Genomic DNA, 23,825 nt, shown 5'->3' with positions numbered 1-23,825 from the left:
ACCCTGCATGACCCTGTCCGATCCGCGCCGCGCCCTGCTTCCGCTCGCCCTGGCCCTGGCCTGCGCCACGCCCGCCCTGCCCGCAGCGGCACAGGGCCTGCAGACCTCGTTCGAAGCAGGTGAGCCCGCACCGGCCAAGGCCGGCGGCGCGCTGCAGGTGCAGATCGGCACCGGTCCGGCGGCGCCGTATGCGGCCAAGCGCAACGCCGGCTACAGCGGCCTGCGCGCGCTGCACTACCAGGCCGACGGCGGCGCGGCGCGGCGCGACCTGTTCAGCACGGACCTGACCATCGACGCCGACACCACCCTGTCCTGGCTGGTGCTGCCGGAGATCGTCGACAAGGACACGGTGGCCTCCACCTACGTCTCGCTGGACCTGCGCCTGGACGATGGCAGCCGCGTATCGGCCAGCTCGGCGCGTGATCAGCACGGCATCGCCGTGGGCGCGCGTGCGCAGGGCGATTCGAAAACGCTGTACCCGCAGCAGTGGGCGCGCAAGGCCGTACGCCTGGGCGATGTGCCTGCGCTGCGCGGTCGCCGGGTGGTCGCCATCGAGCTGGAAGTGGCCAGCGCCGACGGTGCGCCGGTGTCCGGCTGGATCGATGACGTGCGCCTGGATGCACAGCCGCGGCAGGTGCCGCAGCGGGTCTCGGACTGGGTGCTGACCACCCGCGGTACACAGGCCAACGGCACGTTCTCGCGCGGCAACAATTTCCCGGCCACGGCGGTGCCGCACGGCTTCAACTTCTGGACCCCGGTGACCGATGCCGGTGCACTGAACTGGCTGTACCGCTGGAACGAGCAGAACGATGCGAACAACCGCCCGCAGCTGCAGGCGCTCGCGCTGAGTCACCAGCCCAGTCCCTGGATGGGCGACCGCCAGACCTTCCAGGTGATGCCGTCGGCCGGCCGCGGTGTGCCCGAGGCCGACCGCAGCAAGCGGGCACTGTCCTTCGACCGCACGCACGAGAACGCGCGCCCCTACCGCTACGACGTGCGCTTCGACAACGGCATCGCCGCCTCCATCGCGCCGACCGACCACGCCGCGGTCTTCCGCTTCGATTTCCCTGCGGAAGGTGATGCCAACCTGCTGTTCGACAATGTGGACGCACGCGGCGGGCTGACACTGGATGCGGCCACCCAGACACTGTCCGGCTACACCGACACCCGCAGCGGCCTGTCCAACGGTGCCGGCCGCATGTTCGTGGTGGCCCGCTTCGACCGGCCCTGGCGCAGCAGCGGACGCATCGACAGCGGCCGCCCGACCGGCTACATCAAGTTTGATGCCGGCAGCGATCGCCGCGTCACCATGCGCATTGCCACCTCGCTGATCTCGCTCGAACAGGCGCGGCACAACCTTGCTCTGGAGATTTCCGCCACGGATACGCTGGAAAGCGTGGCCGGCCGCGCCCAGGATGCCTGGGATGCGCGCCTGGCCCGCTTCGATATCGGCGATGCCACGGACGACCAGAAAACCACGCTGTACTCCAGCCTCTACCGGTTGTACCTATATCCCAACTCCGGCCACGAAAACGTCGGCAGCGCTGCCGCCCCCGAGTGGCGTTACGCCAACCAGGCCAGCGCCAGCGAGAACAACACCGATGGCAGTGAAAGCCGTACCTTCAGTGGCGTGCGCGATGGCCGGGTGTTCGTCAACAATGGCTTCTGGGATACGTTCCGCACGACGTGGCCGGCGTACGCACTGTTCACGCCGGAGGACACCGGCCAGCTCGTGCAGGGTTTCATCGAGCAATACCGCGCGGGCGGCTGGATCGCCCGCTGGTCATCGCCGGGCTACGCGGACCTGATGGTCGGCACCAGTTCCGACGTGGCCTTCGCCGACGCATGGTTGAAGGGCGTCGGCGGTTTCGATCCCGCCGAGGCCTATGCCGCGGCGCTGAAGAACGCCACCGTGGTACCGCCCGATCGCCATGTAGGGCGCAAGGGCATGGATCGCTCGACGTTCCGCGGCTATGCCAGTGCCGACGTGCATGAAGGCATGTCATGGACGATGGAAGGCGCGCTGAACGACTTCGGCATCGCCAACATGGCCGAGGCACTGGCCAAGCGCGCGACCACCGCCGCGCAGCGCGAGCGCTACAGCACCGAAGCCGACTACTTCCGCTACCGCGCTGCCGGCTACGCGACCCTGTTCGACCCTGCCGCCGGCTTCTTCCAGGGCCGCAAGGCCGACGGCAGCTGGCGCGTGGACGCCAAGGACTACGATCCGCGCGTGTGGGGCCACGACTACACCGAATCCAACGGCTGGACGTTCGCCTTCACCGCTGCGCACGATGGCGAGGGTCTGGCCGCGCTGTACGGTGGACGCGACAGGCTGGCCGCCAAGCTCGATGCCTTCTTTGCCACGCCGGAGACCGCCGATGCCGCGTTTGCAGGCTCCTACGGCGGCATCATCCATGAGATGACCGAAGCGCGCGACGTGCGCATGGGCATGTACGCGCACAGCAACCAGCCGGCGCACCATATCCCATGGATGTATCTGTACGCCGGGCAGCCCTGGAAGACCCAGCAGCACGTGCGCGAGATCCTGTCGCGGCTGTACGTGGGCAGCGAGATCGGCCAGGGCTATCCGGGCGATGAGGACAATGGCGAGACCTCCGCATGGTACGTGCTGGCTTCGCTGGGCCTGTATCCACTGCGGATGGGCGCGCCGGAGTACGTGATCGGCTCCCCGGCATTCAGGCACGCCCGGGTGGAACTGCAGGGTGGCGCGGTGCTGACCGTCAACGCGCCGCAGAACTCCGCGGAGAACGTCTACGTCCAGTCGCTGAAGATCAACGGCACGCCATGGACCCGGACCTGGGTACCGCACGAGGTGATCGCCAAGGGCGCGACGCTGGACTTCGAGATGGGCCCGCAGCCTTCGCGCTGGGGCACAGGCGCCGACGACGTGCCCCGTTCGCTGACCGCACCGGGCCAGCGACCGCAGATGCTGCACGATCTGCTGGGCAGCAGCACGCGCGCTGCGCTGGCCGATGGCCGCGCCGTGCCCGCGCTGCTGGACGACGATGCGACCACGGCCGTTCCGCTGGGCGCGGGTGCCACCCTCATGCTGAGCGCCGTGGGTGATGGCGCGCCGACGATGTATACGCTGACCAGCGGCGAAGGGCCGATCCGGGGGGCTGGATGGACGCTGGAAGCCCGTAACGGCGACGGCCGCTGGGCCACGCTGGACCAGCGGCGTGGCGAAGACTTCAGTGCTGCGCGGCAGACCCGTCCGTTCCGCATCGCCTCGCCCTCACGCTATGCCGAGTACCGCCTGCGCGTAACTGCGCCGGGACGCCTGCAGCTGGCTGAGATCGAACTGCTGTCCCCCTCCACTGTACGGTGACCCCATGCGCATTCGCCTGCTGACCCTTGCACTTGCTGCATTCACCCTGCCCGGCATTGCGCTGGCCCAGCCGTCGCAGCCCCGGGCCTTCGATGGCCAGTTCACCCGCGAAGGCATCACGTTGCACTACCAGGATGCGACCGGTGCGCTGGCCGCACCGGCACGCCAGCGCATCGTCGATACGTTCTATTCCGCCTACCTGCGCGAACGGGCGGACTTCCACCCGGCGGCACCGGCCGAGGTGCACATCGTGATCGATCCGGCCTACGACGGCGTCGCCTACATGGGCGAGAAGGACAAGGCGAGCACCATCACCATCAACCCGGGCTGGCTGATGAAGCACCCTGATGACATCGACCTGGTGACCCACGAGGCGATGCACATCGTGCAGGGCTACCCGAGCTACGGCGACACGCGGGTACCGGGCTGGCTGGTGGAAGGCATCGCCGACTACGCCCGCGACCGCTACGGCACGGACAATGCCGCAGCGGGCTGGGCGCTGCCGGACAAAGTGGGCAAGGGCCAGAGCGTGGAAAGCGGCTACCGGGTAACCGGGGCCTTCCTGAAATGGGCCGAAGCTGGACACCCCGGCCTGGTGCTGGCGCTGGACAAGGCCCTGCGCAACGGCCAGTACACCCTGGCGCTGTGGCAGCAGCACACCGGCAAGGGCCTGCCGGCGCTATGGGCCGAGTACGCCAAGCCGCGTTCGGATGCCCCGCCGCCGGCACCGGCACGAGGCGGCAAGCGCTGAGCGGTTGCGCCGGGCCATGCCCGGCGGAATGCCTGATTTGCCGCGCTGCGCGCTCGCCGGGCATGGCCCGGCGCTACCGATCGCGGTGACGAAGGATTACGCCTTCTTTTCCGCTTCCAGCTGTTTGCGGATCTGCGCATCGACCGCAGCGATGGCGGTCATGTTCAGGATGCGGCGCGAGGTCGCGCTGGTGGTCAGGATGTGCACCGGCTTGTTCACGCCCATCAGGATCGGGCCGATCGCCACGCCATCGGTGAACACACGCACCAGGTTGTAGGCGATGTTGGCCGCTTCCAGGTTGGGCAGCACGAACAGGTTGGCGCGACCCTGCAGGGTGGAACCCGGCAGCAGTTTCTGGCGCAGCGCCTCGTCCCAGGCGGTATCGCCCTGCATCTCGCCGTCCACGTTCAGGCGCGGATTGCGCTTGAGCAGCAGCTCGCGGACCTGGCGCATCTTCAGCGCGTCCTTGGAATCGTGGCTGCCGAAATTGGAGTGCGACAGCAGCGCCACCTTCGGTTCGATGCCGAACAGTTTCATGCGGTACGCGGCCTGCAGGGTCGCCTCGCAGATCTGCTCGGCACTGGGATCTTCCTGCACGTGCGTGTCGACGAAGAAGAACACGCCCTGCTGGTTGATGACGCCGGTCATCGCCGAGGTCGAGGTGACCTTCGGCTCCAGCGGCAGCACGCTGCGGACATAACCCAGCTTCTTGTGGAAACGGCCGACGATGCCGGTCAGCATTGCATCGGCTTCGCCACGCGCGACCATCACCGCGGCAATCAGGGTCGGCCGCGAACGCATCAGGTTCTTCGCCGCCGCCACGGTGACGCCGCGACGACCGGTCAGCCCGTGGTAGTACTGCCAGTATTCGTTGAAGCGCGGATCATCATTGATGTTGGTGATCTCGAAGTGCTCACCGGCCTTCAGGCGCAGGCCCAGGCGCTCGATGCGCGCTTCGATCACGTCCGGCCGGCCGATCAGGATCGGATGTGCGAGCCCTTCATCGACCACGTTCTGCACCGCCTGCAGCACCACTTCCTCTTCGCCTTCGGCGTAGACCACGCGCTGCTTGTCGGTGCGTGCACGGTCGTACACCGGCTTCATCATCAGACTGGTGCGGTAGACGAACTGGGCCAGCTTGTCACGGTAGGCGCCCATGTCGGCGATCGGCCGGGCGGCCACGCCCGAGTCCATCGCGGCCTGGGCCACGGCAGCGGACAGCTCCACCAGCAGGCGGCGATCGAACGGGCGCGGGATCAGGTACTCGCGGCCGAAGCTCGGGGTTTCACCGCCGTAGGCCGAGCCCATGTCGGTCGCGGCGCGGCGTGCCAGTGCGGCGATGGCGCGCACGCAGGCGATCTTCATTTCCTCGTTGATCGCGGTGGCGCCCACGTCCAGCGCACCGCGGAACAGGTACGGGAAGCACAGCACGTTGTTGACCTGGTTCGGGTAATCCGAACGGCCGGTGCCGATGATCGCGTCCGGACGCGCCGCACGCGCCACTTCCGGCATGATTTCCGGGGTCGGATTGGCCAGTGCGAAGATCACCGGGTCCGGCGCCATGGTCTTGACCATTTCGGCGGTGAGGATGCCGGGCGCCGACAGGCCCAGGAAGATATCCGCGCCGTCGACGATCTCGGCCAGGGTGCGCTTGTCGGTGTCGCGTGCGTAACGCTGCTTTTCCGGGTCCAGATCGGTACGACCGGTGTGGATCACGCCCTCGCGGTCGAACGCCAGGATGTTCTCCGGCTTCAGGCCCAGCTGCACCAGCATGTTGACGCAGGAAACGCCCGCCGCGCCCATGCCCGTGGTCGCCAGCTTCACCTCCTCGATCTTCTTGCCGGTGATCGCCATGGCGTTCAGCACCGCCGCGCCGACGATGATCGCCGTACCGTGCTGGTCGTCATGGAACACCGGGATCTTCATGCGCTCGCGCAGCTTGCGCTCGACCACGAAGCATTCCGGCGCCTTGATGTCTTCCAGGTTGATGCCGCCGAAGGTCGGCTCCAGCGAGGCGATGATGTCGACCAGCTTGTCCGGATCGGTTTCGTCCACTTCGATGTCGAACACATCGATGCCGGCGAACTTCTGGAACAGCACGCCCTTGCCTTCCATCACCGGCTTGCCGGCCAGTGCGCCGATGTTGCCCAGGCCCAGCACCGCGGTGCCGTTGGAGATCACCGCCACCAGGTTGCCGCGGGCGGTCAGCTCGCTGGCCTGCTGCGGGTCGGCCTTGATTGCTTCACAGGCGTACGCCACGCCCGGCGAGTACGCCAGCGACAGGTCGCGCTGGGTCAGCATCGGCTTGGTCGCGGAGACCTTGATCTTGCCCGGCGGGGACATCCGGTGGTAATCGAGGGCGGCCTGTTTGAAATCTTCGTTGGACATCGACGTTGGATACATGAATGGGCAAGAGGGACAGGGGATCATACCCCCGTTGGGGCGCCCGGACCTGTCGCTATCCTGTCGCAGGCATGCTGCGACCGCACAATTCCCTGGCGTATGCGACAACCTGGAGCCACCAGCTTCGGCGCTGCCCATGACAGCCATGGGACGCCTTGAAACGCCGCGGGGCCGCACCACTCACGTGACCGGCCCCGCGGTACCACACACCTGGATCAGCCCTTGGCGGGCAGTGCCTCCGGCACGGCATCGACCGGCGGCGGCAGTTCGCTTTCGCGACCATCCAGCGCCAGCTTCAGGCGGTCACGGTCCAGTGCGCCTTCCCAGCGCGAGACCACCACCGTGGCCACGGCATTGCCGATGAAGTTGGTCAGCGAGCGGCATTCGCTCATGAAGCGGTCCACGCCGAGGATCAGCGCCATACCGGCCACGGGCACTTCCGGCACCACGGCCAGGGTGGCCGCCAGGGTGATGAAGCCGGCACCGGTGACGCCGGCCGCGCCCTTGGAGCTGAGCATGGCGACCAGCAGCAGCGCGATCTGGTGGCCCAGGGTCAGTTCGGTGTTGGTGGCCTGGGCGATGAACAGCGCCGCCAGGGTCATGTAGATGTTGGTGCCGTCCAGGTTGAACGAGTAGCCGGTGGGAACCACCAGGCCCACCACCGACTTGCTGCAGCCGGCGCGCTCCATCTTCTCCATCAGCGACGGCAGCGCCGACTCGGACGAAGAGGTACCCAGCACCAGCAGCAGTTCGGCCTTCAGGTAGCGCGCCAGCTTGAACACCGAGAACCCGCACAGGCGGCAGACCACGCCCAGGATGACCGCTACGAACAGGAAGGCGGTGATGTAGAACGAACCGACCAGCCAGGCCAGGTTGATCAACGACCCCACGCCGTACTTGCCGATGGTGAAGGCGATCGCGCCGAAGGCGCCGATCGGAGCAGCCTTCATCAGCATGTGCACCAGTTTGAACACCGGGGCCACCAGCGCTTCGAGGAAGTTCTGGATCGGCTTGCCCTTCTCGCCGACCGACGCCAGCGCGATGCCGAACAGCACGGCCACGAACAGCACCTGCAGGATGTTGCCGTCCACGAAGGCGCTGATCAGCGTCTTCGGGATGACATCCATCAGGAAGCCGACCAGGGTCAGGTCATGCGACTTCTCGACGTAGCTGTGCACCGCGGTCTGGTCCAGCTCGGCCGGGTTGATGTTCATGCCCGCGCCAGGCTGCACCACGTGGGCCACGATCATGCCCACGACCAGCGCCAGCGTGGAGAAGAACAGGAAGTAGGCCATGGCCTTGGCGAACACGCGGCCGACCGTGCGCAGATGGGTCATGCCGGCAATGCCGGTGACGATGGTCAGGAAGATCACCGGCGCGATGATCATCTTCACCAGGTTAATGAAGGCATCGCCGAGCGGCTTCATCTTCTCGCCGATCAGGGGTTCGTAATGGCCGAGGATGGCGCCCAGGACGATCGCCACGATCACCTGGAAATACAGCTGGCGGTAGATCGGCAACGGCTTTGCAGGCGCCGGGGCAGCGGTCGGGATGTGCATGGCGGACTCCGGGGAAGGGCGTTTTCAGGCACGTACGGCCCCGGAACTGCATGGGAGCCGATACCGTGGAAGCTGGTCACCGCCCCCTCGCTCCACGCGCAGGGTGACGACCAATGGACGCCTTTGTACGCGCCGGGCACGCCAACGCAGATAACCTATTGGTACTAGCCCCCCGGTTCAGGTGGCCGGGACCCCTAAACTGGCCCGGCATCGCACCGCGCCGGGAGGCCGGTGGCGCGGGCTGAACGGCCCGTGGCGTCCCTGCCCAAGTTCCGGCCCCGGCGGCCGTTGTTGTCCTGACCCTACGCAATCCGAGAGAGCCGCACCCAACATGCGCCCCATTCCCACCCTGCTGGCCCTGTCGCTGGCCGCCCTGCCCGCCTTCGCGTCCGCTGCCGATTTCGACAACTGGCCGACCAAGTACGCGTTCGGCGACGGCACCGAGCTGGCGGCCACCGCCAACATCGCCTACGACTACAACGATTTCTCCTCCGGCAGTGGCCTGGACGATGACGATGCCGTGCGCCGCAAGGAATTCGGCGCCACGCTGAAGAAGAAGGGCGTGTACGACGCGATGGTGTACTACGACTTCCAGGCCGACACCTGGCTGGACGTGTTCCTGCGCCTGGAGAGCAAGGCCTTCGTGGGCCGCGACATCGGCCGCTTCCGCTTCGGCTACATGAAGACGCCGGTCGGCCTGGATGCCAACACCTCCTCGCGCGCCGGTACCTTCCTGGAGACCGCGCTGCCGGTGCAGGCGTTCTACGCCGGCCGCCGCACCGGTGTGGAATGGGTGCTGGAGCGCCCGCAGTACCTGCTGCAGGCCGGTGCCTACGGCGGCAAGGACCTGCAGGGCGACAACCCCGGCACCACGCAGGCGGTACGTGCGGTGTGGACGCCGGTGAAGGCGCCTGGCGATGTGATCCACCTGGGCCTGGCCTACTCGCAGGAAAACCCGCGCGGCTACCGTGATGGCCGTGACGTCCATCACGAGGCCAGCGCACGGTTGCGCGCGCGCCCGGAAGCCGGCCTGACCGACATCCGCTACGTGGATTCCGGCGCGCTGGTGACCGCCGACCAGATCCGCCGCACCGGCCTGGAAGGCATCTGGATCCGTGGCCCCTTCTCGCTGCAGGCCGAAGCGCTGCAGGCCACTGTCACCCGCAACGACGGCAAGCCCGACTACACCGGCCACGGCCAGTACGCGATGGCCAGCTGGGTGCTGACCGGCGAATCCCGTCCGTACAACGCCGGCGCCGTGGCCAACATCAAGCCCGCCCACGACTACGGCGCGGTCGAGCTGGTGGCACGCTACAGCCGCCTGGATCTGGACGACGGCAGCATCCTGGGGGGCCGTCAGCACGACCTGACCCTGGGCGCGAACTGGTACCTGACCAGCCATTTCAAGTTCCAGGCCAACTACGTCAAGGTCGATGCCAGCCGCCGCGGTGTGCACAGCACCCCGGAGATCTTCGAACTGCGCGCACAGATGCACTTCTGATCCGCGCCACGGTGCGGAATCCGGCGGGCATGCACGTCATGCCCGCCCTCACTGCGTAGACTGCCGCCATGTACTGGCTCGGCCGCCACCGGATGCTGCTGCTGACCCTCCTCGCGCTGGCCGGAGGCACCGTGCTGTGCGCGATCGCGGCGGGCCACTACGCGTGGCGCAGCGCCCTGGCGGCCGAGAGCACGCAGGTCCAGCGCCAGCTGCAGCTGTACGGCCAGGGCCTGCAGCAGCGTATCGACCGCTTCGGCACCCTGCCGCAGGTGATGGCACTGGACCCGGACCTGCTGCGCGTACTGCGCACGCCGCCCTCGCCCGCCGAGCGCCAGCAGCTGAACCTGAAACTGCAGCGCGCCAACCAGGTCACCCGAACCTCCACCCTGACCCTGGTCGGCCGCGATGGCGTCGCGGTCGCGGCCAGCAACTGGGACCAGCCGACCACCAACGTCGGCGAGGACTACAGCTACCGGCCCTATTACCAGCAGGCCCTGGCCCACGGCCGCGGCCGCTTCTACGGCATCGGCATGACCACCGGCGTGCCCGGCTATTTCATGTCCGAGGCGATCGTCGACGACAGCGGCCAGCGCATCGGCGTGATCGTGATCAAGATCGAGCTGTCGGCGCTGGAACAGGAGTGGCTGAACAGCCCCGACGTAGTGCTTGCCAGCGACAACCATGACGTGGTGTTCCTGTCCAACCGCGATGCCTGGCGCTACCGCCTGCTGCGGCCGCTGGGCGCGGACGAGCGCCGCGAGATGCTTGATGCCCGCCAGTATGCCGACCGCTCGTTGCAGCCCCTGCGGGTGCGTACCGAGGATGTGCTGGCCGATGGTGGCCGCATGGTGCGCCTGCTCGACCCGGTGCTGCCGCAGGCGATGCTGTGGCAGAGCCTGGCGCTGCCCGACGAACACTGGAACCTGCATCTGCTGCACGATGCCAGTGCCGCCACCAGCGCCGGACGCGGTGCCGCCCTGGCCGGCGCCGCTGCGTGGCTGGCACTGGGGTTCCTGCTGCTGTTCGTGCAGCAGCGCCGGCGCCTGGCCCGGCACCGCCAGCGCAGCCGCAGCGAACTGGAAACCCTGCTCAAGCAGCATGCACAGGAACTGCGCACCGCCCAGGACGGATTGCTGCAGGCTGCCACCGATGCCGACAGCGGCCTGAGCCGCAGCCTGGAGCACCTGCCGCAGGGCGTGGTGATCATTGATCGCGAACAGCGCCTGGTCGCCTGGAATTCGCGCTATCTGGAACTGTTCCGCTTCCCGCCGGGGCTGGTCCGTGTCGGCCGGCCCATCGAAGAGCTGTTCCGCTACAACGCACGCCGCGGCCTGCTCGGGCCGGGGCCGATCGACGAGGCCATCGAGCGTCGCCTGAACCACCTGCGCAGTGGCCGCCCGCACATGCGCGAGAGCGAAAAGGACGATGGCACCGTTCTGGAGATCCGTGGCAATCCGCTGCCTGATGGCGGCTTCGTCACCAGCTACGCCGACATCACCAGCTACAAGAACGCTGCACGCGAACTGCGGTCACTGGCCGATGCGCTGGAACACCGCGTGGCCGAGCGCACCCATGACCTCGACGAGGCCCGCCGCGAAGCCGAACAGGCCAACCGCTACAAGACCCGTTTCGTCGCATCCGCGGTGCACGATCTGCTGCAGCCTTTGAACGCCGCGCGCATGTTCGTCTCCGTGCTGCGCGGCAAGCTGACCGACCCGGCGCAACAACAGACCACCGACCACATCGATGCCGCACTGGCCGCGCAGGATGCCATCCTCAACAGCCTGCTCGACATCGCGCGACTGGAGTCAGGCAGCCTGCCCACGCGCGTGCATGCGTTCCGGCTGGGCCCGCTGCTGCAGACGCTGGCACGCGAGTTCGGCATCGCCGCGCAGACACGCGGACTGGTCGTGGACTGGGTGGATACCCGCGCGGTGGTGGTCAGCGACGAAGCACTGCTGCGCCGCATCCTGCAGAATTTCCTGTCCAACGCACTGCGCTACAGCGAGCGTGGCCGGGTGCTGCTCGGCTGCCGCCGGCGCGGAGACCAGTTGTGGATTGAAGTGCATGACCAGGGCCCCGGCATTCCTGATGCGCTGCAGGGTGAAATCTTCGAGGAATTCCGCCGCCTGCACGATGGTCACCAGCGCGGCGCCGGCCTGGGCCTGGCGATCGTCGACCGTATCGGCCGCCTGCTCGGCCATCCGATCCGCCTGCGCTCGCAGCTGGGGCGAGGCAGCGTGTTCGCAGTGGGCGTACCTCTTGGCGATGCCAGCGCGATTCCCGCCGTTGCGCAGGCACCGGCGCTGGCACAGGAACCGGCGGCGGACAATCCGCTGCGCGGCCGCCGCGTGTGGGTGATCGATGATGATCCGCATGTCTGCGCAGCCAGCCGTGCCCTGCTGGAGCGCTGGGGATGCGAGGTGGTGCTGGCCGATGGCCCCCAGGCCGCGCTGCAGCTGGCCGGCGTGGAATCCGTGCCGGAACTGGTGCTGCTGGACGTTCGCATGGGCGACCATCACGGGCCGGTGCTGTACGAAGTGCTGGCCGAGCACTGGCAGGCACGGCCGCCGGTGGTGCTGGTGACCGCCGAGCGCGACGCAGGACTGCGCGAAATGGCAGCCGAACGAGGCTGGGGCATGATGGCCAAGCCGGTGAAGCCGCCGGCGCTGCGGGCGCTGATGAGCCAGTTGCTGATCCGCCATCGTGGGTGACACGTAACGCAGTTCATGGTTGAGGTCGGACACGCTCCTTGTTCGTCCGCTCACGGCGAAGAAAAAGAAGATCAAACGCGGGTCGCGACGCCGCGCGTGCCCGTGTAGAGCCGAGCCCATGCTCGGCTCCACAGAAGGCGGCCGGACAGGCTGCTTTTGCTTTTGCTTTTGATCTTTTCCCTTTTCCGGGGGTGGCAGGCCACCAAAATCTGTCAGAGATCGGCCGGGTTGGGTTCGCGGGGGCGTCCGCCGCATGGATGCGGCAGCCAAGCCTCCAGGGACGGATTCACGGCGCTCCCGCATCACCTTCCGGCTCAAGCGCCTTCACCAGCACCGCGGCCTGCGTGCGGCTGTGGCATTCGAGCTTCTTCAGGATCGCGGTGACATGCACCTTCACCGTGTTTTCGGCCAACCCCAGCGTGTAGGCAATCTGCTTGTTGAGCAGGCCATCGGCCAGGCACAGCAGCACCCGGAACTGCTGCGGTGTCAGCTGCGCCAGGCGGCTGGCCAGCAGTGCATCGGCCTCAGAACGCTCGGCCGCCATCGCCGGGAACCACAGGCCACCTTCCAGCACCGCCGTCACCGCCTCGCCAATGGTCTCGGCGGGCGCCGACTTCGGGATGAAACCGGCTGCGCCGAACTGCTGCGCACGCCGGATCACCCGTGGATGATCGTTGGACGACAGGATCACCACCGGAATGTCCGGATGCGAGCCGCGCACGTGCAACAGCGCGGAGAAACCATGGGCGCCGGGCATGGTCAGGTCGAGCAGCACCAGATCCACGTCGGGATGCGCATCCAGCGCCTCGGCGAGCGCTTCGGCACTGGCCACCTCGCGCACCTGGGCAAGCGGCAGGCTCTGCCGCAATGACTGCACCACCGCCGAACGCAGCAACGGGTGGTCATCGGCGATCAGGATGGTGTATTCGCTCATGCGGCCATTGTACGGGCAGCGCACTGCATCCGCCGGGCATGGCCCGGCGCTACCAGGGCATCAGCGCCCGGCGGGATCCACACTGCTGCGCCAGGCATCGAGGAACTGGCGCCGCTTGAGCGCGTCCAGGTAGACCAGCAGTCCCGGCCCGAGCTGGATCGGGCGCCGGCTGCGACCGGGCGCATCATCGCGCCCGGCATCGCTGCGCACGATCGGCATCAGCCGCGCCTCGCGCGACAGCACCTGCTGGCCGCGCGGCGACAGCAGGTAATCGAGGAAACGCCGCGCCTCCTCCGGATGCGGACCGGTACGCGGGATCACGGCCGTGCGCAGCACCACCAGCGTGTAGTCCTCCGGCTCGATGATGGCCAGTGGCGCGCCGGCATCGATGCGCGCCTGCGCGTACGAGCCGAGCACGTTGTAGACCAGCGACAGCTGGCCGCTGGCAACCTTGTCCAGCAGCACCCCGGTGCGCTCCTCGCGAACCACCTCGTTGTCGCCGAGCGCCCCGAGCAGCGCACCGGCAATGCTGCCACGCTGCGCATCCTGCGTGGCCAGCAGGTAACCCACGCTGCTGCGTTCGATGTCGTAGGTGCCCACCCGTCCGCGCAGGGGCGCGCCTTCCGCGCGCAGCAGGTCCAGCAGCTGCCGGCGTGTATGCGGCACCTTGGCAGCAGGCAATGTGCGCGTGTTGTGGACCATCACCACCGGCTCGTAACTGATCCCGAATGCCTCGCCCCGCCACTGTGCCCAGGCCGGCAGCGCCGCGGTCTGCGCCGAGCGGTGTGGCAGGGCATGACCGTCATTGACCAGCTTGGTCTGCAGGTCCATGCCGCTGGAGATCAGCAGATCCGGCGACGCAGGGCGGGTGCGGTCCTGCAGGTAACGCGCGTACAGATCCTGGGTGATGATGTCCTCGTACACCACTTCCGTACCGGGATGCAGCCGCTGGTAGTCGGCGATCACCACCGCGAACACCTCGATGTCGGTGGTGCCGTGGATGCGCAGCTGGGCAGTGGCGGCCTCACGTGCGGGGAAACGGCGCACATCGCCGGGTGCAGCCTGCGCAGGCAGAGCCAGCAGCAGCGCGATGACGGCGGCAAACAGGCGGATCATGGGTTGCTCCGGGGCAGGCGGATGGTGGCGATCAGCCCCCCCTGCGGGCGGTTGCTGAGGTCGATATGGCCTGCATGGCTGTCGATCACGCGTTTGACGATGGCCAGCCCCAGGCCGGCGCCACCGGATGGCACGCCTTCGCCACGGGCGAATCGCTCGAACACCCGTTCGGCGTCGGCCGCGGCGATGCCCGGGCCGTGGTCGGCAATGGTCAGCACCGCCTGGCCGCCCTCGACCGTCAGTGCGATCTGCAGCGGACCATCGCCGCCATACTTCAACGCATTGTCGACCAGGTTCTTGATCGCCTCGCGCAGCAGCAGCGCATCGCCGTGCACATGCACCTGCTCGGAAGTGACGGCCAGCTGCACGCGCGGCGCGGGACCGGCCTGCGGCAACGCATCGTGCAATGCCTGGTGCACGGTTTCTGCCAGATCCACCGGCGCGAACCGCTGCAGATGCGAACGGTGGATCACGCTGGCATCGCTGAGCAGTTGGTTGAGCAGCCGGCTCATGTGCGTGGCATTGCGCTCGATGGCCTGCAGGCTGCGCCGCATGTCCTGCGGGTCGTCATCATCCAGCGCCAGCTGCGCCTGCGCGCGCAGGGCGGCCAGCGGGGTACGCATCTGGTGCGCGGCTTCCGCCATGAACGCGCGCAGGGTCTCGTTGCTGCTCGACAGCCGCTCCATGAAGCGGTTCAGCGCCGCCACCATCTGGTCCATCTCACGGGGCACACGTGCATCCAGCGGCTTCAGGTCCGACGGTTCACGGCGCGAGAGTTCGCGTTCCACCCTCACCAGTGGCCGGAATGCACGGTGTACACCGAAGGCGACCAGCGCCAGCAGCAGACCGGACAGCACACCGATCGCCAGCAGCGACCGGTTGACCATGTCCTGCGCCACCGCCTCGCGCGCGCGCCGGGTCTGGCCGACCTGCACCAGCACCTCGCCCTGCGCGGACGCAGCAGCGAAGCTGCGGCCCACCACCACGAAGCGCACGGTCTCACCGCTGTAGCGCGCATCGAAGAACTGCGGTTGGCTTCCCGGGCGCCGGGGTGGCACCGGCAGGTCGCCGTAGCCGGTGATCAGCGTGCCGCGACTGTCCGCGACGCGGTAGAACACCCGGTCCTCCGGCGCCATCGCCAGCAGGTCGAGCGCCGCGTACGGCAGGTCGACCTGCCATTGGCCATCGGCCAGCGCCACCGAATCGGCGATGGACAGTGCAGAGGACGCCAGCAGGTGATCGTAGGAGCGATTGGCCGCACGCTGGCCGTAGTCGCGTGCGGCAAACAGCAGGGCGACTGCGAACACCGCCAGCAGCGCACCCAGATACAGCAGCAGGGTCCGCCGCAGCGAACCCGGCGCGGCCGCTGCCGGGCGCGCGTCAGCCATCGCTGTCCACGCCTTCGTCGCGGGCCTCGAGCAGGTAACCGACGCCGCGCACGGTCGTGATGCGCAGCGGCGCGTCGGCGAGCTTCCTGCGCAGGCGGCCGACATAGAGCTCGATCGCGTTCGGCCCAGCCTCGTCATCGAAGCCGAACAGGCCGTTGCCGATCTCATCCTTGCCGACCACGTGGCCCAACCGGCCGACCAGGATTTCCAGCAGACGGTACTCGCGGTTGGGCAGCTCGATGGGCTCGCCATCCAGGGTGACCCGATGCGCGGCATTGTCGAACTGGAAGCCGCCCACCTGCACCACCTCACTGGCCTGGCCGCGGGCCCGCCGCAGCAGCACGCGGCAACGCGCCTCGAACTCGCGGAAGTCGAAGGGCTTGCCGAGATAATCATCGGCACCCACGTCCAGCGCCTGCACGCGGTCCTCGATGCCGTCGCGCGCGGTCAGCATCAGCACCGGCGTGCTGTCGCCGCGCTCGCGCATGCCGGCCAGCACGCGTAGCCCATCAAGCTTGGGCAGGCCGATATCCAGCACCACCAGATCAAAACTCTGGTAGCGCAGCACGCTTGCGGCGGCCAGGCCATCGGCCTGCCAATCCACCGCGTGCCCACTGCGGCGCATGCGACGGATGATCGCATCGGCCAGATCCGGGTTGTCTTCAACCAGCAGCAGGCGCATGGGGACACGCGTGGGAGGGGAAGCGAATGCTACCGCATGCCGCCCGGCCTGCCCGCCGGGCATGGCCTGGCGCTACCCGGGCGTCGCGGGGGGGGATGGATGGACCGGCGCGATCGGGGAGCCTGCACGGGGGTAGCGCCGGGCCATGCCCGGCGAGCGCAGCGGCCGCTTTTACGCTGCAACGCACAAACCGCTGACAGGCGGATGACAGCTTGCGCGACCCAGACTGCGGCCGCGCACCATCCGGTGCCCACGATTGCCGCGCGCCTGGCGCGCACCTGGGAGGGTTTGTGGAATTCACGTTTGCCTGGCCGCGTTCCGCCGCCATGATGGCCCTGGCTGCGTTGGCCGCGCCGGCCTTTGCCGCTGAAGACGAGCGGCCGGTCACCGCCACGCTGGGCGGTCGCCTGCACCTGGACTTCGCCACGTTCGACAATGACAACCGCGGTACGCCGAACAAGGATGACACCGAGATCCGCCGCGCCTGGCTGGATGTCTCCGGCAGGTTCTTCGTGGTCGACTACAAGATGGAAGCCGACTTCTCCGGCGACCGTGTGGAAGCCAAGGACGTCTACCTGGCACGCAGCTTCGGCAAGGCCGGCAAGCTGACGGTCGGCCAGTTCAAGCAGTACTTCTCGCTGGATGACCGCACCAGCTCCAACTACGGCAGCTTCCTGGAGCGCGGCAATGCCGGTACCACACTGGCGCCGCTGTACCGGCTGGGTGCCTCGTGGCAGGCCAATCCGGGTGACTTCACCTGGGCCGCCAGCGTCTACAGCCTGGAGAGCATCGATGCCTGGCAGGTGAAGGGGCGCGCCGCCGGTGGCCGCGTGACCTGGGCGCCCTCGCCCAGCGACGGCGATGTACTGCACCTGGGCCTGTCGCTGGCCCGTGAGGCATACGACAACCCTGGCGCCAACGGTGTGCCGGCACTGCGCATCCGCCCGCGCCCCGCCGGCCATCTGTCCGATGAGAGCCGCCTGACCCTGGTCGACTTCTCCGCAGGCCGCGATACCGACGTCAACAAGTGGTCGCTGGAGTACGCCCAGGTCCGTGGACCGTTGTCATGGCAGGGCGAGTTCAGCGGCGCGACCTTCGACGACGGCGCCCAGCGCGGCGACGTCATGGCCGGCTACGGCATGCTCAGCTGGTTCGTTACTGGCGAGAGCCGCGCCTACGACCGCAAGACCGGCCGCTTCGCCCGGGTGAAGGACATCCGCCACAAGGCCGGTGCCTTTGAAGTCGCGCTGCGCTACGACCGGATGTGGGGCGCGCAGCACCTCGACGGCGCTCCCGACCTGCGCCGTGGCAGTACCGAAGCCTGGACGCTCGGCGGCAACTGGTACCTGCGCGACAACCTGCGATTCATGCTCAACGTCATCGAAAGCCGCAACCGTGACCGCCTGGCCGGGATCACGGTGGACCGCACGCGCGCCGTGACCGGTCGCCTGCAGTACGACTTCTGAGCCTGTTCCGCGCGCCCCTCCGCACCCGCCCCTCCCTTTCCCACGTCCTGTTTTCTCAAGGAGTCCGCAGATGATGCTGAGCATCCTCGGCTTTGGCATGGTCATTACATTCATGTACTTGATCATGAGCAAGCGGCTGTCACCGCTGGTGGCCCTGATCACCATCCCGATCCTGTTCGCGCTGATCGGTGGCTTTGGCGCCGGCATCGACGAAATGATGCTGGAAGGCATCAAGAAGATCGCGCCGACCGGCGTGATGCTGATGTTCGCCATCCTCTACTTCGGCGTGATGATCGACGCGGGACTGTTCGATCCGCTGGTGCGGGTGATCCTGCGCTTCGTCAAGGGCGATCCGATGAAGATCGTGCTCGGCACCGCCGTGCTGGCGATGTTGATCTCGCTCGATGGCGATGGCTCGACCACGTACATGATCACGGTCTCGGCAATGCTGCCGCTGTATCAGCGGCTGGGCATGAACGCGCTGAACATGACCTGCGTGACCATCCTCGCCGGTGGCGTGATGAACCTGACTCCGTGGGGCGGCCCGACCGCGCGCGCCGCCACCGCACTGCACGTTGATCCGGCCGACGTGTTCGTGCCGCTGATCCCGTCGATGGTGATCGCCTGCGCGGGCGTGCTGCTGCTGGCGTGGTACCTGGGCCTGAAGGAACGCCGCCGGCTGGGCGTGGTGACGCTGCCCAAGGGCGGCAGCTGGATGGACAGCAGCGTGTCCGACGACAGCAATGCGCTGCCGACGGTCGAGGATGCCGAGGACATCAAGCGGCCCAAGCTGCTGTGGGTGAACCTGGTGCTGACCCTGGTCCTGATGACCGCGCTGATCGTCGGCGTGCTGCCGATGCCGGTGCTGTTCATGGTCGGCTTCGCCATTGCCCTGGTGATCAACTACCCGAACCTGGCCGAGCAGCGCCGTCGCGTGGTCAACCACGCCGGCAACGTGCTGTCGGTGGTGTCGCTGATCTTCGCGGCGGGCATCTTCACCGGCATCCTCAACAACACCGGCATGGTCGAGGCGATGTCGCACAGCTTCCTGGCGGTGATTCCGGATTCGTGGGGCCCCTATCTGGCGGTGATCACTGCCGTGGCCTCGATGCCGTTCACCTTCTTCATGTCCAACGACGCGTTCTACTTCGGCGTGTTGCCGATCCTGTCCGAAGCCGCTGGCAACTACGGCATCACGCCGGTGGAAATGGCCCGCGCCTCGCTGGCCGGCCAGCCGGTGCATCTGCTCAGCCCGCTGGTGCCCTCCACCTACCTGCTGGTGGGCCTGGCCAAGGTCGAGTTCGCCGACCACCAGAAATTCACCCTGAAATGGGCCATCGCCATCTCGCTGCTGCTGATGGTCGGCAGCCTGCTGTTCGGCCTGTATCCCCTCGCCGCCTGATCCCGTTACCAAGGAGCGTTCCGCAATGACTCTTCGCATCGCTTACGTCACCAGCGGCATGGGCAGTGTCGGCACTGCCATCTGCCAGAGCCTGGCCCGCGCCGGCCATACCGTTGTTGCCGGCTGTGCGCCGAACTCGCCGCGCAAGGCCAACTGGCTGCGCGAGCAGCGCGAGCAGGGCTTTGACTTCATCGCCTCCGAGGGCAATGCCACCGACTGGGCCTCGACCAGCGCCGCCTTCGCCAAAGTGCGCGCGGAAGTGGGAGAAGTGGACGTGCTGGTCAACAACTCCGGCGGCAGCCGCGACCTGCTGTTCCGGCAGATGACGGTAGAGGACTGGAATGCGGTGATCGCCTCCAACCTCAACGCGCTCTTCAACCTGACCAAGCAGGTGGTCGATGGCATGGCCACGCGGGGCTGGGGACGCATCATCAACATCGGTTCGGTCAGCGCCCACAAGGGGCAGATCGGCCAGGTGAACTACGCCACCGCCAAGGCCGCCATGCATGGTTTCAGCCGGGCGCTTGCCGCCGAAGTGGCGTCGCGCGGAGTGACGGTCAACACGCTCTCGCCGGGCTACATCGCCAGCCAGGCCATCAGCAGTTTCCCTCCGGATGTCCTGGACCGCCTGGCCGCATCGGTGCCGGTACGGCGCCTGGGCCGTCCGGAAGAAGTCGCCGGCCTGTGCGCCTGGCTGGCCTCGGACGAGGCCTCGTATGTGACCGGCGCCGATTATCCGGTCAATGGTGGGCTGTACATGGGCTAATGAGCCGCCCTGGGTGCGCCGCCAACGCGGCGGCGCGTACCCGCATGGGTGTTCCGTAAAGAAGCTTTCATGTTCCGTTCGCATAGTGGGGCGGCATCGCGCACGCACGCCGGTGCCCATCCCCCATGCAACGGACCACCATGCAGACTCGACACCTGACGATCGCCGTAGCGATCGCGCTTTCCGCCGCTGCCAGCGCCTCCGCCGCCGATACCGACGCCGCGCCCAGCGCGCAGACGCTGGATACCGTCTCGGTGATCGGCCAGGGCGAGACCCGTCAGGTGCAGCGCATCACCAGCGTCGACAAGCAGGTGCTCCCGCCAGGCACCAGCGGCCAGAAGATCCTCGATCGGCTGCCGGGCGTCTCGGTGCAGTCCAACGATGCGTTCGGCGCCAATGAGGAATCGCAGACCATCAGCCTGCGCGGATTCGACAAGAGCCGGCTGGGCTATACCCTCGATGGCATTCCGCTGGGCGACAACAGCTACGGCAACTACAACGGCCTGAGCATCGCCCGTGCGCTGATCGCCGAAAACCTGGCCGGCGCCGAGCTGTCGCAGGGCATCGGTTCACTCGGCGTGGCCTCGACCAGCAACCTCGGCGGCACCATCCAGTACTTCTCGGCCGATCCGTCCACCGAGTTCGGCGGCCGTGCCAGCGTCACAGTCGGCGACGACAATCAGCGCCGTGGTTACCTGCGCGTGGATACGGGCGACCTCAACGGCTTCTCTGCGTATGTCTCCGGCGTTCACCAGGACCAGGACATGTGGGCCGCGCCGCATCAGAACCAGACTACCCGCCAGTTCAATGCCAAGGCCGTGTGGAACGTGGGCGACCATCGTTTTGGTGCGTTCGTGGCGACCTCGCGTGCCAGCCAGGCCAACTACGCCTACCTGTCCAAGGACATGCTGGCCCGGGGCCTGGGCTGGGACTGGAACATCTATGCGCCGGACTGGGACCGCGCGGTGGCCGCCGCCTACTGCGCGCCGGCTACGCGTGATCCGGCGCGATGTGCCTACAGCGGCGGCGTGACCAGCATCGACGATGCGTACTACCAGAGCCGTGCGCTGCGCGATGACAACCTGTACTCGATCGATGCCGACCTTCGCCTGGGCGAGCAGGGCCGCCTGAAACTGCTGGCCTACCACCATGACAACCGCGGCCAGGGTCACTGGTGGGCGCCGGGCCAGCCGTCCTACCCCGGCACCGACCGGATGCTGCCGATCTCCATCCGCAGCACCAACTACACGATCAACCGCGACGGCGTGACCGCAGCGCTGTCATGGACGGCTGGCATCCACGAGCTGGAAGCCGGCCTGTGGTACGAGCAGAACGACCACAACGTGTCGCGTAATTTCTACTACATCAGCGGTCCGTTCCTGGACGACCTGTACCTGAAGAATCCGGACCGCCTGCTGTTCAACCAGGACTACGACATCCGCACGCAGCAGTTCTACGTGCAGGACCGCATGCGCTTCCTCGACCAGCGCCTGACCGTTGATGTCGGCATCAAGAGCCCGAACACCCGCATGCGTGCCACGGCCCGCCCGGGCGTGGAAACCCGCCTGGCGTCCGGCACGCTGACGGCCAAGGAGTCGGTGCTGCCGCAGCTGGGCGTGGGCTTCAAGCTCAACGCCAACAACGAGCTGTTCGCCTCGTACGCCGAGAACATCGCCGCCTTCGTCGGTGGTGGCAGTGGCGGCCCGTTGCAGGTGGCACCGGAATCGTTCGCTGCCAGCGCCGACCTGGAACCGGAAAAGTCGAAGAGCCTGGAGGCCGGTTTCCGCACGTTCGGCGAGAAGTACCAGGCCTCGATCGCCGCCTACAACGTCACGTTCGACAACCGGCTGCTGTCACTGAACCCGTGCTCCAGCATCGAGGTGGGCACCCGCCCGGAGTGCGTGACACGCTTCATCAACGTCGGCTCGGTGAAGAGCCATGGCGCGGAACTGACCTTCATCCTCAAGCCGGTCGACGGTCTGCAGTGGTACAACGCGCTGTCCTGGAACAAAACCACCTACGAAGATGACTACATCTCCGGCGGTGCGGTGGTGCCGGTGGCCGGCAAGATCACGGTGGACACGCCGCAGCGCATGGCCTCCAGCGAGATCAGCTGGAACCGCGATGGCTTCTTCGCCAGCCTGCGCGCCAAGTACACCGGCAAGCGCTATTACACCTACACCAACGATCAGTCGGTACCGGGCGTGACCACCTTCGACGCGGGTGCCGGCTATGACTTCGGCCCTGGGCTGGGACTGCGCAACGTGCGGGTCTCGTTGAACGCGACCAACCTGACCAACAAGCGCTACGCCGGCCAGCTGAGCTCGTTCGCGCCGACCGACCCGGAAGGCAAGCGCTACGCGATTCACGCCAGCGCGCCGCGGCAGGTGTTCATGACGGTGGCGGCAGAGTTCTAAATCAGAAGCTGGCGCTGCGGCGCATCGAGTGTTCCTGCATGGCGCGGGCAGGCAGGCCCATGCAGGATCCGCCAACGCATTTCACTCCGGCGCCAGCTGGTCCATCCGTATCCGGTTGGCAAACAACGAAAATGCCAGCATGCCGGCCAGGCCATTGGCCCGGCTGACCCAGTGCGGCAGCCAGCGTGGTGGCTTCAACACCCCGGCCTGGAACAACGGCGCGAACGCGATGGCGTCCTGCAGGCTCATCTTGCCCGCGAACAGCCACCGGCAGACCTGCAGGCGATCCTCGGCCAGCATGTGGCGGAAGAAGGTGTGCACCGATACCAGCCCGCGCAGGTACACGGTGTCCTTGGTGAAGGCCAGCCCGCCGCCGGGGGGCACCCCGCGGAACACGCGCTGGGCCGATGCGAAGCTCTCTTCCGGGTTCTGCCCGGCATCGCAGAAGTAGCGGAACACCTCGATGAAGTCGGCGCCCTCGCGGGCCATCGCGATGGCCTCGGTACGCAGGCTGATCCGCTTCAGGCGCTCGATATCGATGCTGCCGGTGATCTGCTCGGCAAAGGTCGCCAACCCTTCCTGGGTAGCCGTCACCCGGGGTGAGGACAAAGCCAGGCTGGGCAGCACCGGTTGCTCCCGGCCATTCAACGCGGTCAGCGAATGCACCAGTGCTTCGTGATGGAACAGCTGTGCACGATCGTAGGCGCTGAAGCGCGCACTGGTACGCAGGCGGATCCGCGTCGGCCCGGCAGCCGCCTTGGACACCAGTTCCGGGTCCAGCTGCACCTGGATGATCCGCGATTCGAAGAAGGCATCCAGATCGTTCTGCAGCTGCAGTTGCAGCGCGATCGCAGACACCGGCACCTGTTCTTCCGGCGCCAGCAGTTCATGGTCCAGCTCGGCCGCGATCTGGATGAAATGGCGCGCTGCATCGCGCGTGCTCGGGCCATTGCCCGGCAAGGGCTGTTCGGGGGCGCCGAACAGCTGCACCGAACAGGTGTCCACCGCTGCGGTACCCAGGCCCTCCAGCAGGCGTGCGGCCAGGTCCCAGCTGTGCGCGGACTGCTGCACGTAGTGGCCCAACGGATGCCCCGCGTCGCAGTCGGCGGCGATGGCCGCCAAGGTGCGGCGTTCCTCGCTGAAATCCAGCTTCGGGTAGTCCACCTTCGGCAACTGCGGCTGCCCACGCGCAACGCTGTCCAGGAACGGTGCCTGCACCGTCGCCGGCCAGCTGGTCAGGCCCAGCAGGCGGATACCACCCACGGCCTCGACCAGCCGCGCATCGAGCGCCGCATGGTGGGCCACCTCGCGATCCAGCACGGCGGTCGTTTCCATGCGCGGACTATAGCGCCCTGCCCGGCCGTGCGCTGTCCT

Annotated in this window: 15 protein-coding genes; 8 read left to right on the top strand and 7 right to left on the bottom strand. The window is 67.4% G+C overall.

Annotated elements, in window-relative coordinates; genetic code table 11:
- The first annotated feature begins 7 nt into the window (after nt 1–7).
- A complete protein-coding gene (locus tag ACVOKU_RS13445; protein ID WP_481560162.1) occupies nt 8–3,352 on the top strand; it encodes a GH92 family glycosyl hydrolase in 3,345 nt (1,114 codons plus the stop codon).
- A 4-nt stretch (nt 3,353–3,356) separates the two neighbouring features.
- Nucleotides 3,357–4,103, top strand: a complete 747-nt coding sequence (locus tag ACVOKU_RS13440; protein WP_481560161.1) for a basic secretory protein-like protein — start codon at nt 3,357–3,359, stop codon at nt 4,101–4,103.
- Nucleotides 4,104–4,199: 96 nt separating this feature from the next.
- On the opposite strand, the gene ACVOKU_RS13435 is transcribed toward ACVOKU_RS13440, so the two are convergent.
- Both ACVOKU_RS13435 and ACVOKU_RS13430 read right to left on the bottom strand, forming a co-directional pair.
- A complete protein-coding gene (locus ACVOKU_RS13435) occupies nt 4,200–6,491 on the bottom strand; it encodes an NADP-dependent malic enzyme (RefSeq protein ID WP_065175119.1) in 2,292 nt (763 codons plus the stop codon).
- A 230-nt stretch (nt 6,492–6,721) separates the two neighbouring features.
- The gene (locus ACVOKU_RS13430) at nt 6,722–8,065 is read right to left on the bottom strand and encodes a dicarboxylate/amino acid:cation symporter (protein WP_053517411.1); all 1,344 of its coding nucleotides are present in this window, start codon (nt 8,063–8,065) and stop codon (nt 6,722–6,724) included.
- Nucleotides 8,066–8,396: 331 nt separating this feature from the next.
- Between ACVOKU_RS13430 and ACVOKU_RS13425 the strand changes: the two genes are divergently transcribed.
- Nucleotides 8,397–9,566: an OprO/OprP family phosphate-selective porin gene (locus ACVOKU_RS13425; RefSeq protein WP_481560160.1), complete on the top strand. Its 1,170-nt coding sequence runs from the start codon at nt 8,397–8,399 to the stop codon at nt 9,564–9,566.
- 68 nt (nt 9,567–9,634) lie between these two features.
- Complete coding sequence (locus tag ACVOKU_RS13420) at nt 9,635–12,280, top strand: hybrid sensor histidine kinase/response regulator (protein WP_481560159.1); 2,646 nt, start codon at nt 9,635–9,637, stop codon at nt 12,278–12,280.
- 286 nt (nt 12,281–12,566) lie between these two features.
- On the opposite strand, the gene ACVOKU_RS13415 is transcribed toward ACVOKU_RS13420, so the two are convergent.
- The 4 genes from ACVOKU_RS13415 to ACVOKU_RS13400 are packed head-to-tail and all read right to left on the bottom strand — an operon-like array spanning nt 12,567 to nt 16,400.
- Nucleotides 12,567–13,214: a response regulator gene (locus tag ACVOKU_RS13415; protein WP_053517414.1), complete on the bottom strand. Its 648-nt coding sequence runs from the start codon at nt 13,212–13,214 to the stop codon at nt 12,567–12,569.
- Between the two features lie 60 nt (nt 13,215–13,274).
- On the bottom strand, nt 13,275–14,330 hold the full coding sequence (locus tag ACVOKU_RS13410) for an ABC transporter substrate-binding protein (RefSeq protein WP_481560158.1): 1,056 nt from the start codon (nt 14,328–14,330) through the stop codon (nt 13,275–13,277).
- Complete coding sequence (locus ACVOKU_RS13405; protein ID WP_065181726.1) at nt 14,327–15,718, bottom strand: sensor histidine kinase; 1,392 nt, start codon at nt 15,716–15,718, stop codon at nt 14,327–14,329. The genes ACVOKU_RS13410 and ACVOKU_RS13405 overlap by 4 nt, the downstream gene beginning before the upstream one ends.
- Nucleotides 15,711–16,400, bottom strand: a complete 690-nt coding sequence (locus tag ACVOKU_RS13400) for a response regulator transcription factor (protein WP_053517418.1) — start codon at nt 16,398–16,400, stop codon at nt 15,711–15,713. The genes ACVOKU_RS13405 and ACVOKU_RS13400 overlap by 8 nt, the downstream gene beginning before the upstream one ends.
- 326 nt (nt 16,401–16,726) lie before the next feature.
- Between ACVOKU_RS13400 and ACVOKU_RS13395 the strand changes: the two genes are divergently transcribed.
- The 4 genes from ACVOKU_RS13395 (at nt 16,727) to ACVOKU_RS13380 (ending at nt 22,451) form a co-directional block, all read left to right on the top strand.
- Nucleotides 16,727–17,866 (top strand): OprO/OprP family phosphate-selective porin, encoded by a 1,140-nt coding sequence (locus tag ACVOKU_RS13395; RefSeq protein ID WP_481560193.1) that lies wholly within the window; start codon nt 16,727–16,729, stop codon nt 17,864–17,866.
- A gap of 73 nt (nt 17,867–17,939) precedes the next feature.
- Nucleotides 17,940–19,268 (top strand): CitMHS family transporter, encoded by a 1,329-nt coding sequence (locus ACVOKU_RS13390; protein ID WP_053517450.1) that lies wholly within the window; start codon nt 17,940–17,942, stop codon nt 19,266–19,268.
- A 25-nt stretch (nt 19,269–19,293) separates the two neighbouring features.
- Nucleotides 19,294–20,034 (top strand): acetoacetyl-CoA reductase, encoded by a 741-nt coding sequence (phbB, locus tag ACVOKU_RS13385; RefSeq protein WP_053517420.1) that lies wholly within the window; start codon nt 19,294–19,296, stop codon nt 20,032–20,034.
- A 140-nt stretch (nt 20,035–20,174) separates the two neighbouring features.
- On the top strand, nt 20,175–22,451 hold the full coding sequence (locus ACVOKU_RS13380) for a TonB-dependent receptor (RefSeq protein WP_481560157.1): 2,277 nt from the start codon (nt 20,175–20,177) through the stop codon (nt 22,449–22,451).
- Between the two features lie 81 nt (nt 22,452–22,532).
- Here ACVOKU_RS13380 and ACVOKU_RS13375 read toward each other — a convergent pair whose 3' ends face one another.
- Nucleotides 22,533–23,786 carry a flavohemoglobin expression-modulating QEGLA motif protein gene (locus ACVOKU_RS13375; RefSeq protein ID WP_065175125.1) on the bottom strand — a complete coding sequence of 418 codons (1,254 nt, stop codon included), beginning with the start codon at nt 23,784–23,786 and terminating at the stop codon, nt 22,533–22,535.
- Nucleotides 23,787–23,825 lie beyond the last annotated feature (39 nt).

It is taken from the genome of Stenotrophomonas sp. STEN147, from assembly GCF_056757995.1.
Note: the sequence above shows the minus strand (reverse complement) of the source record. Positions and strands in the feature narration are given on the sequence as shown.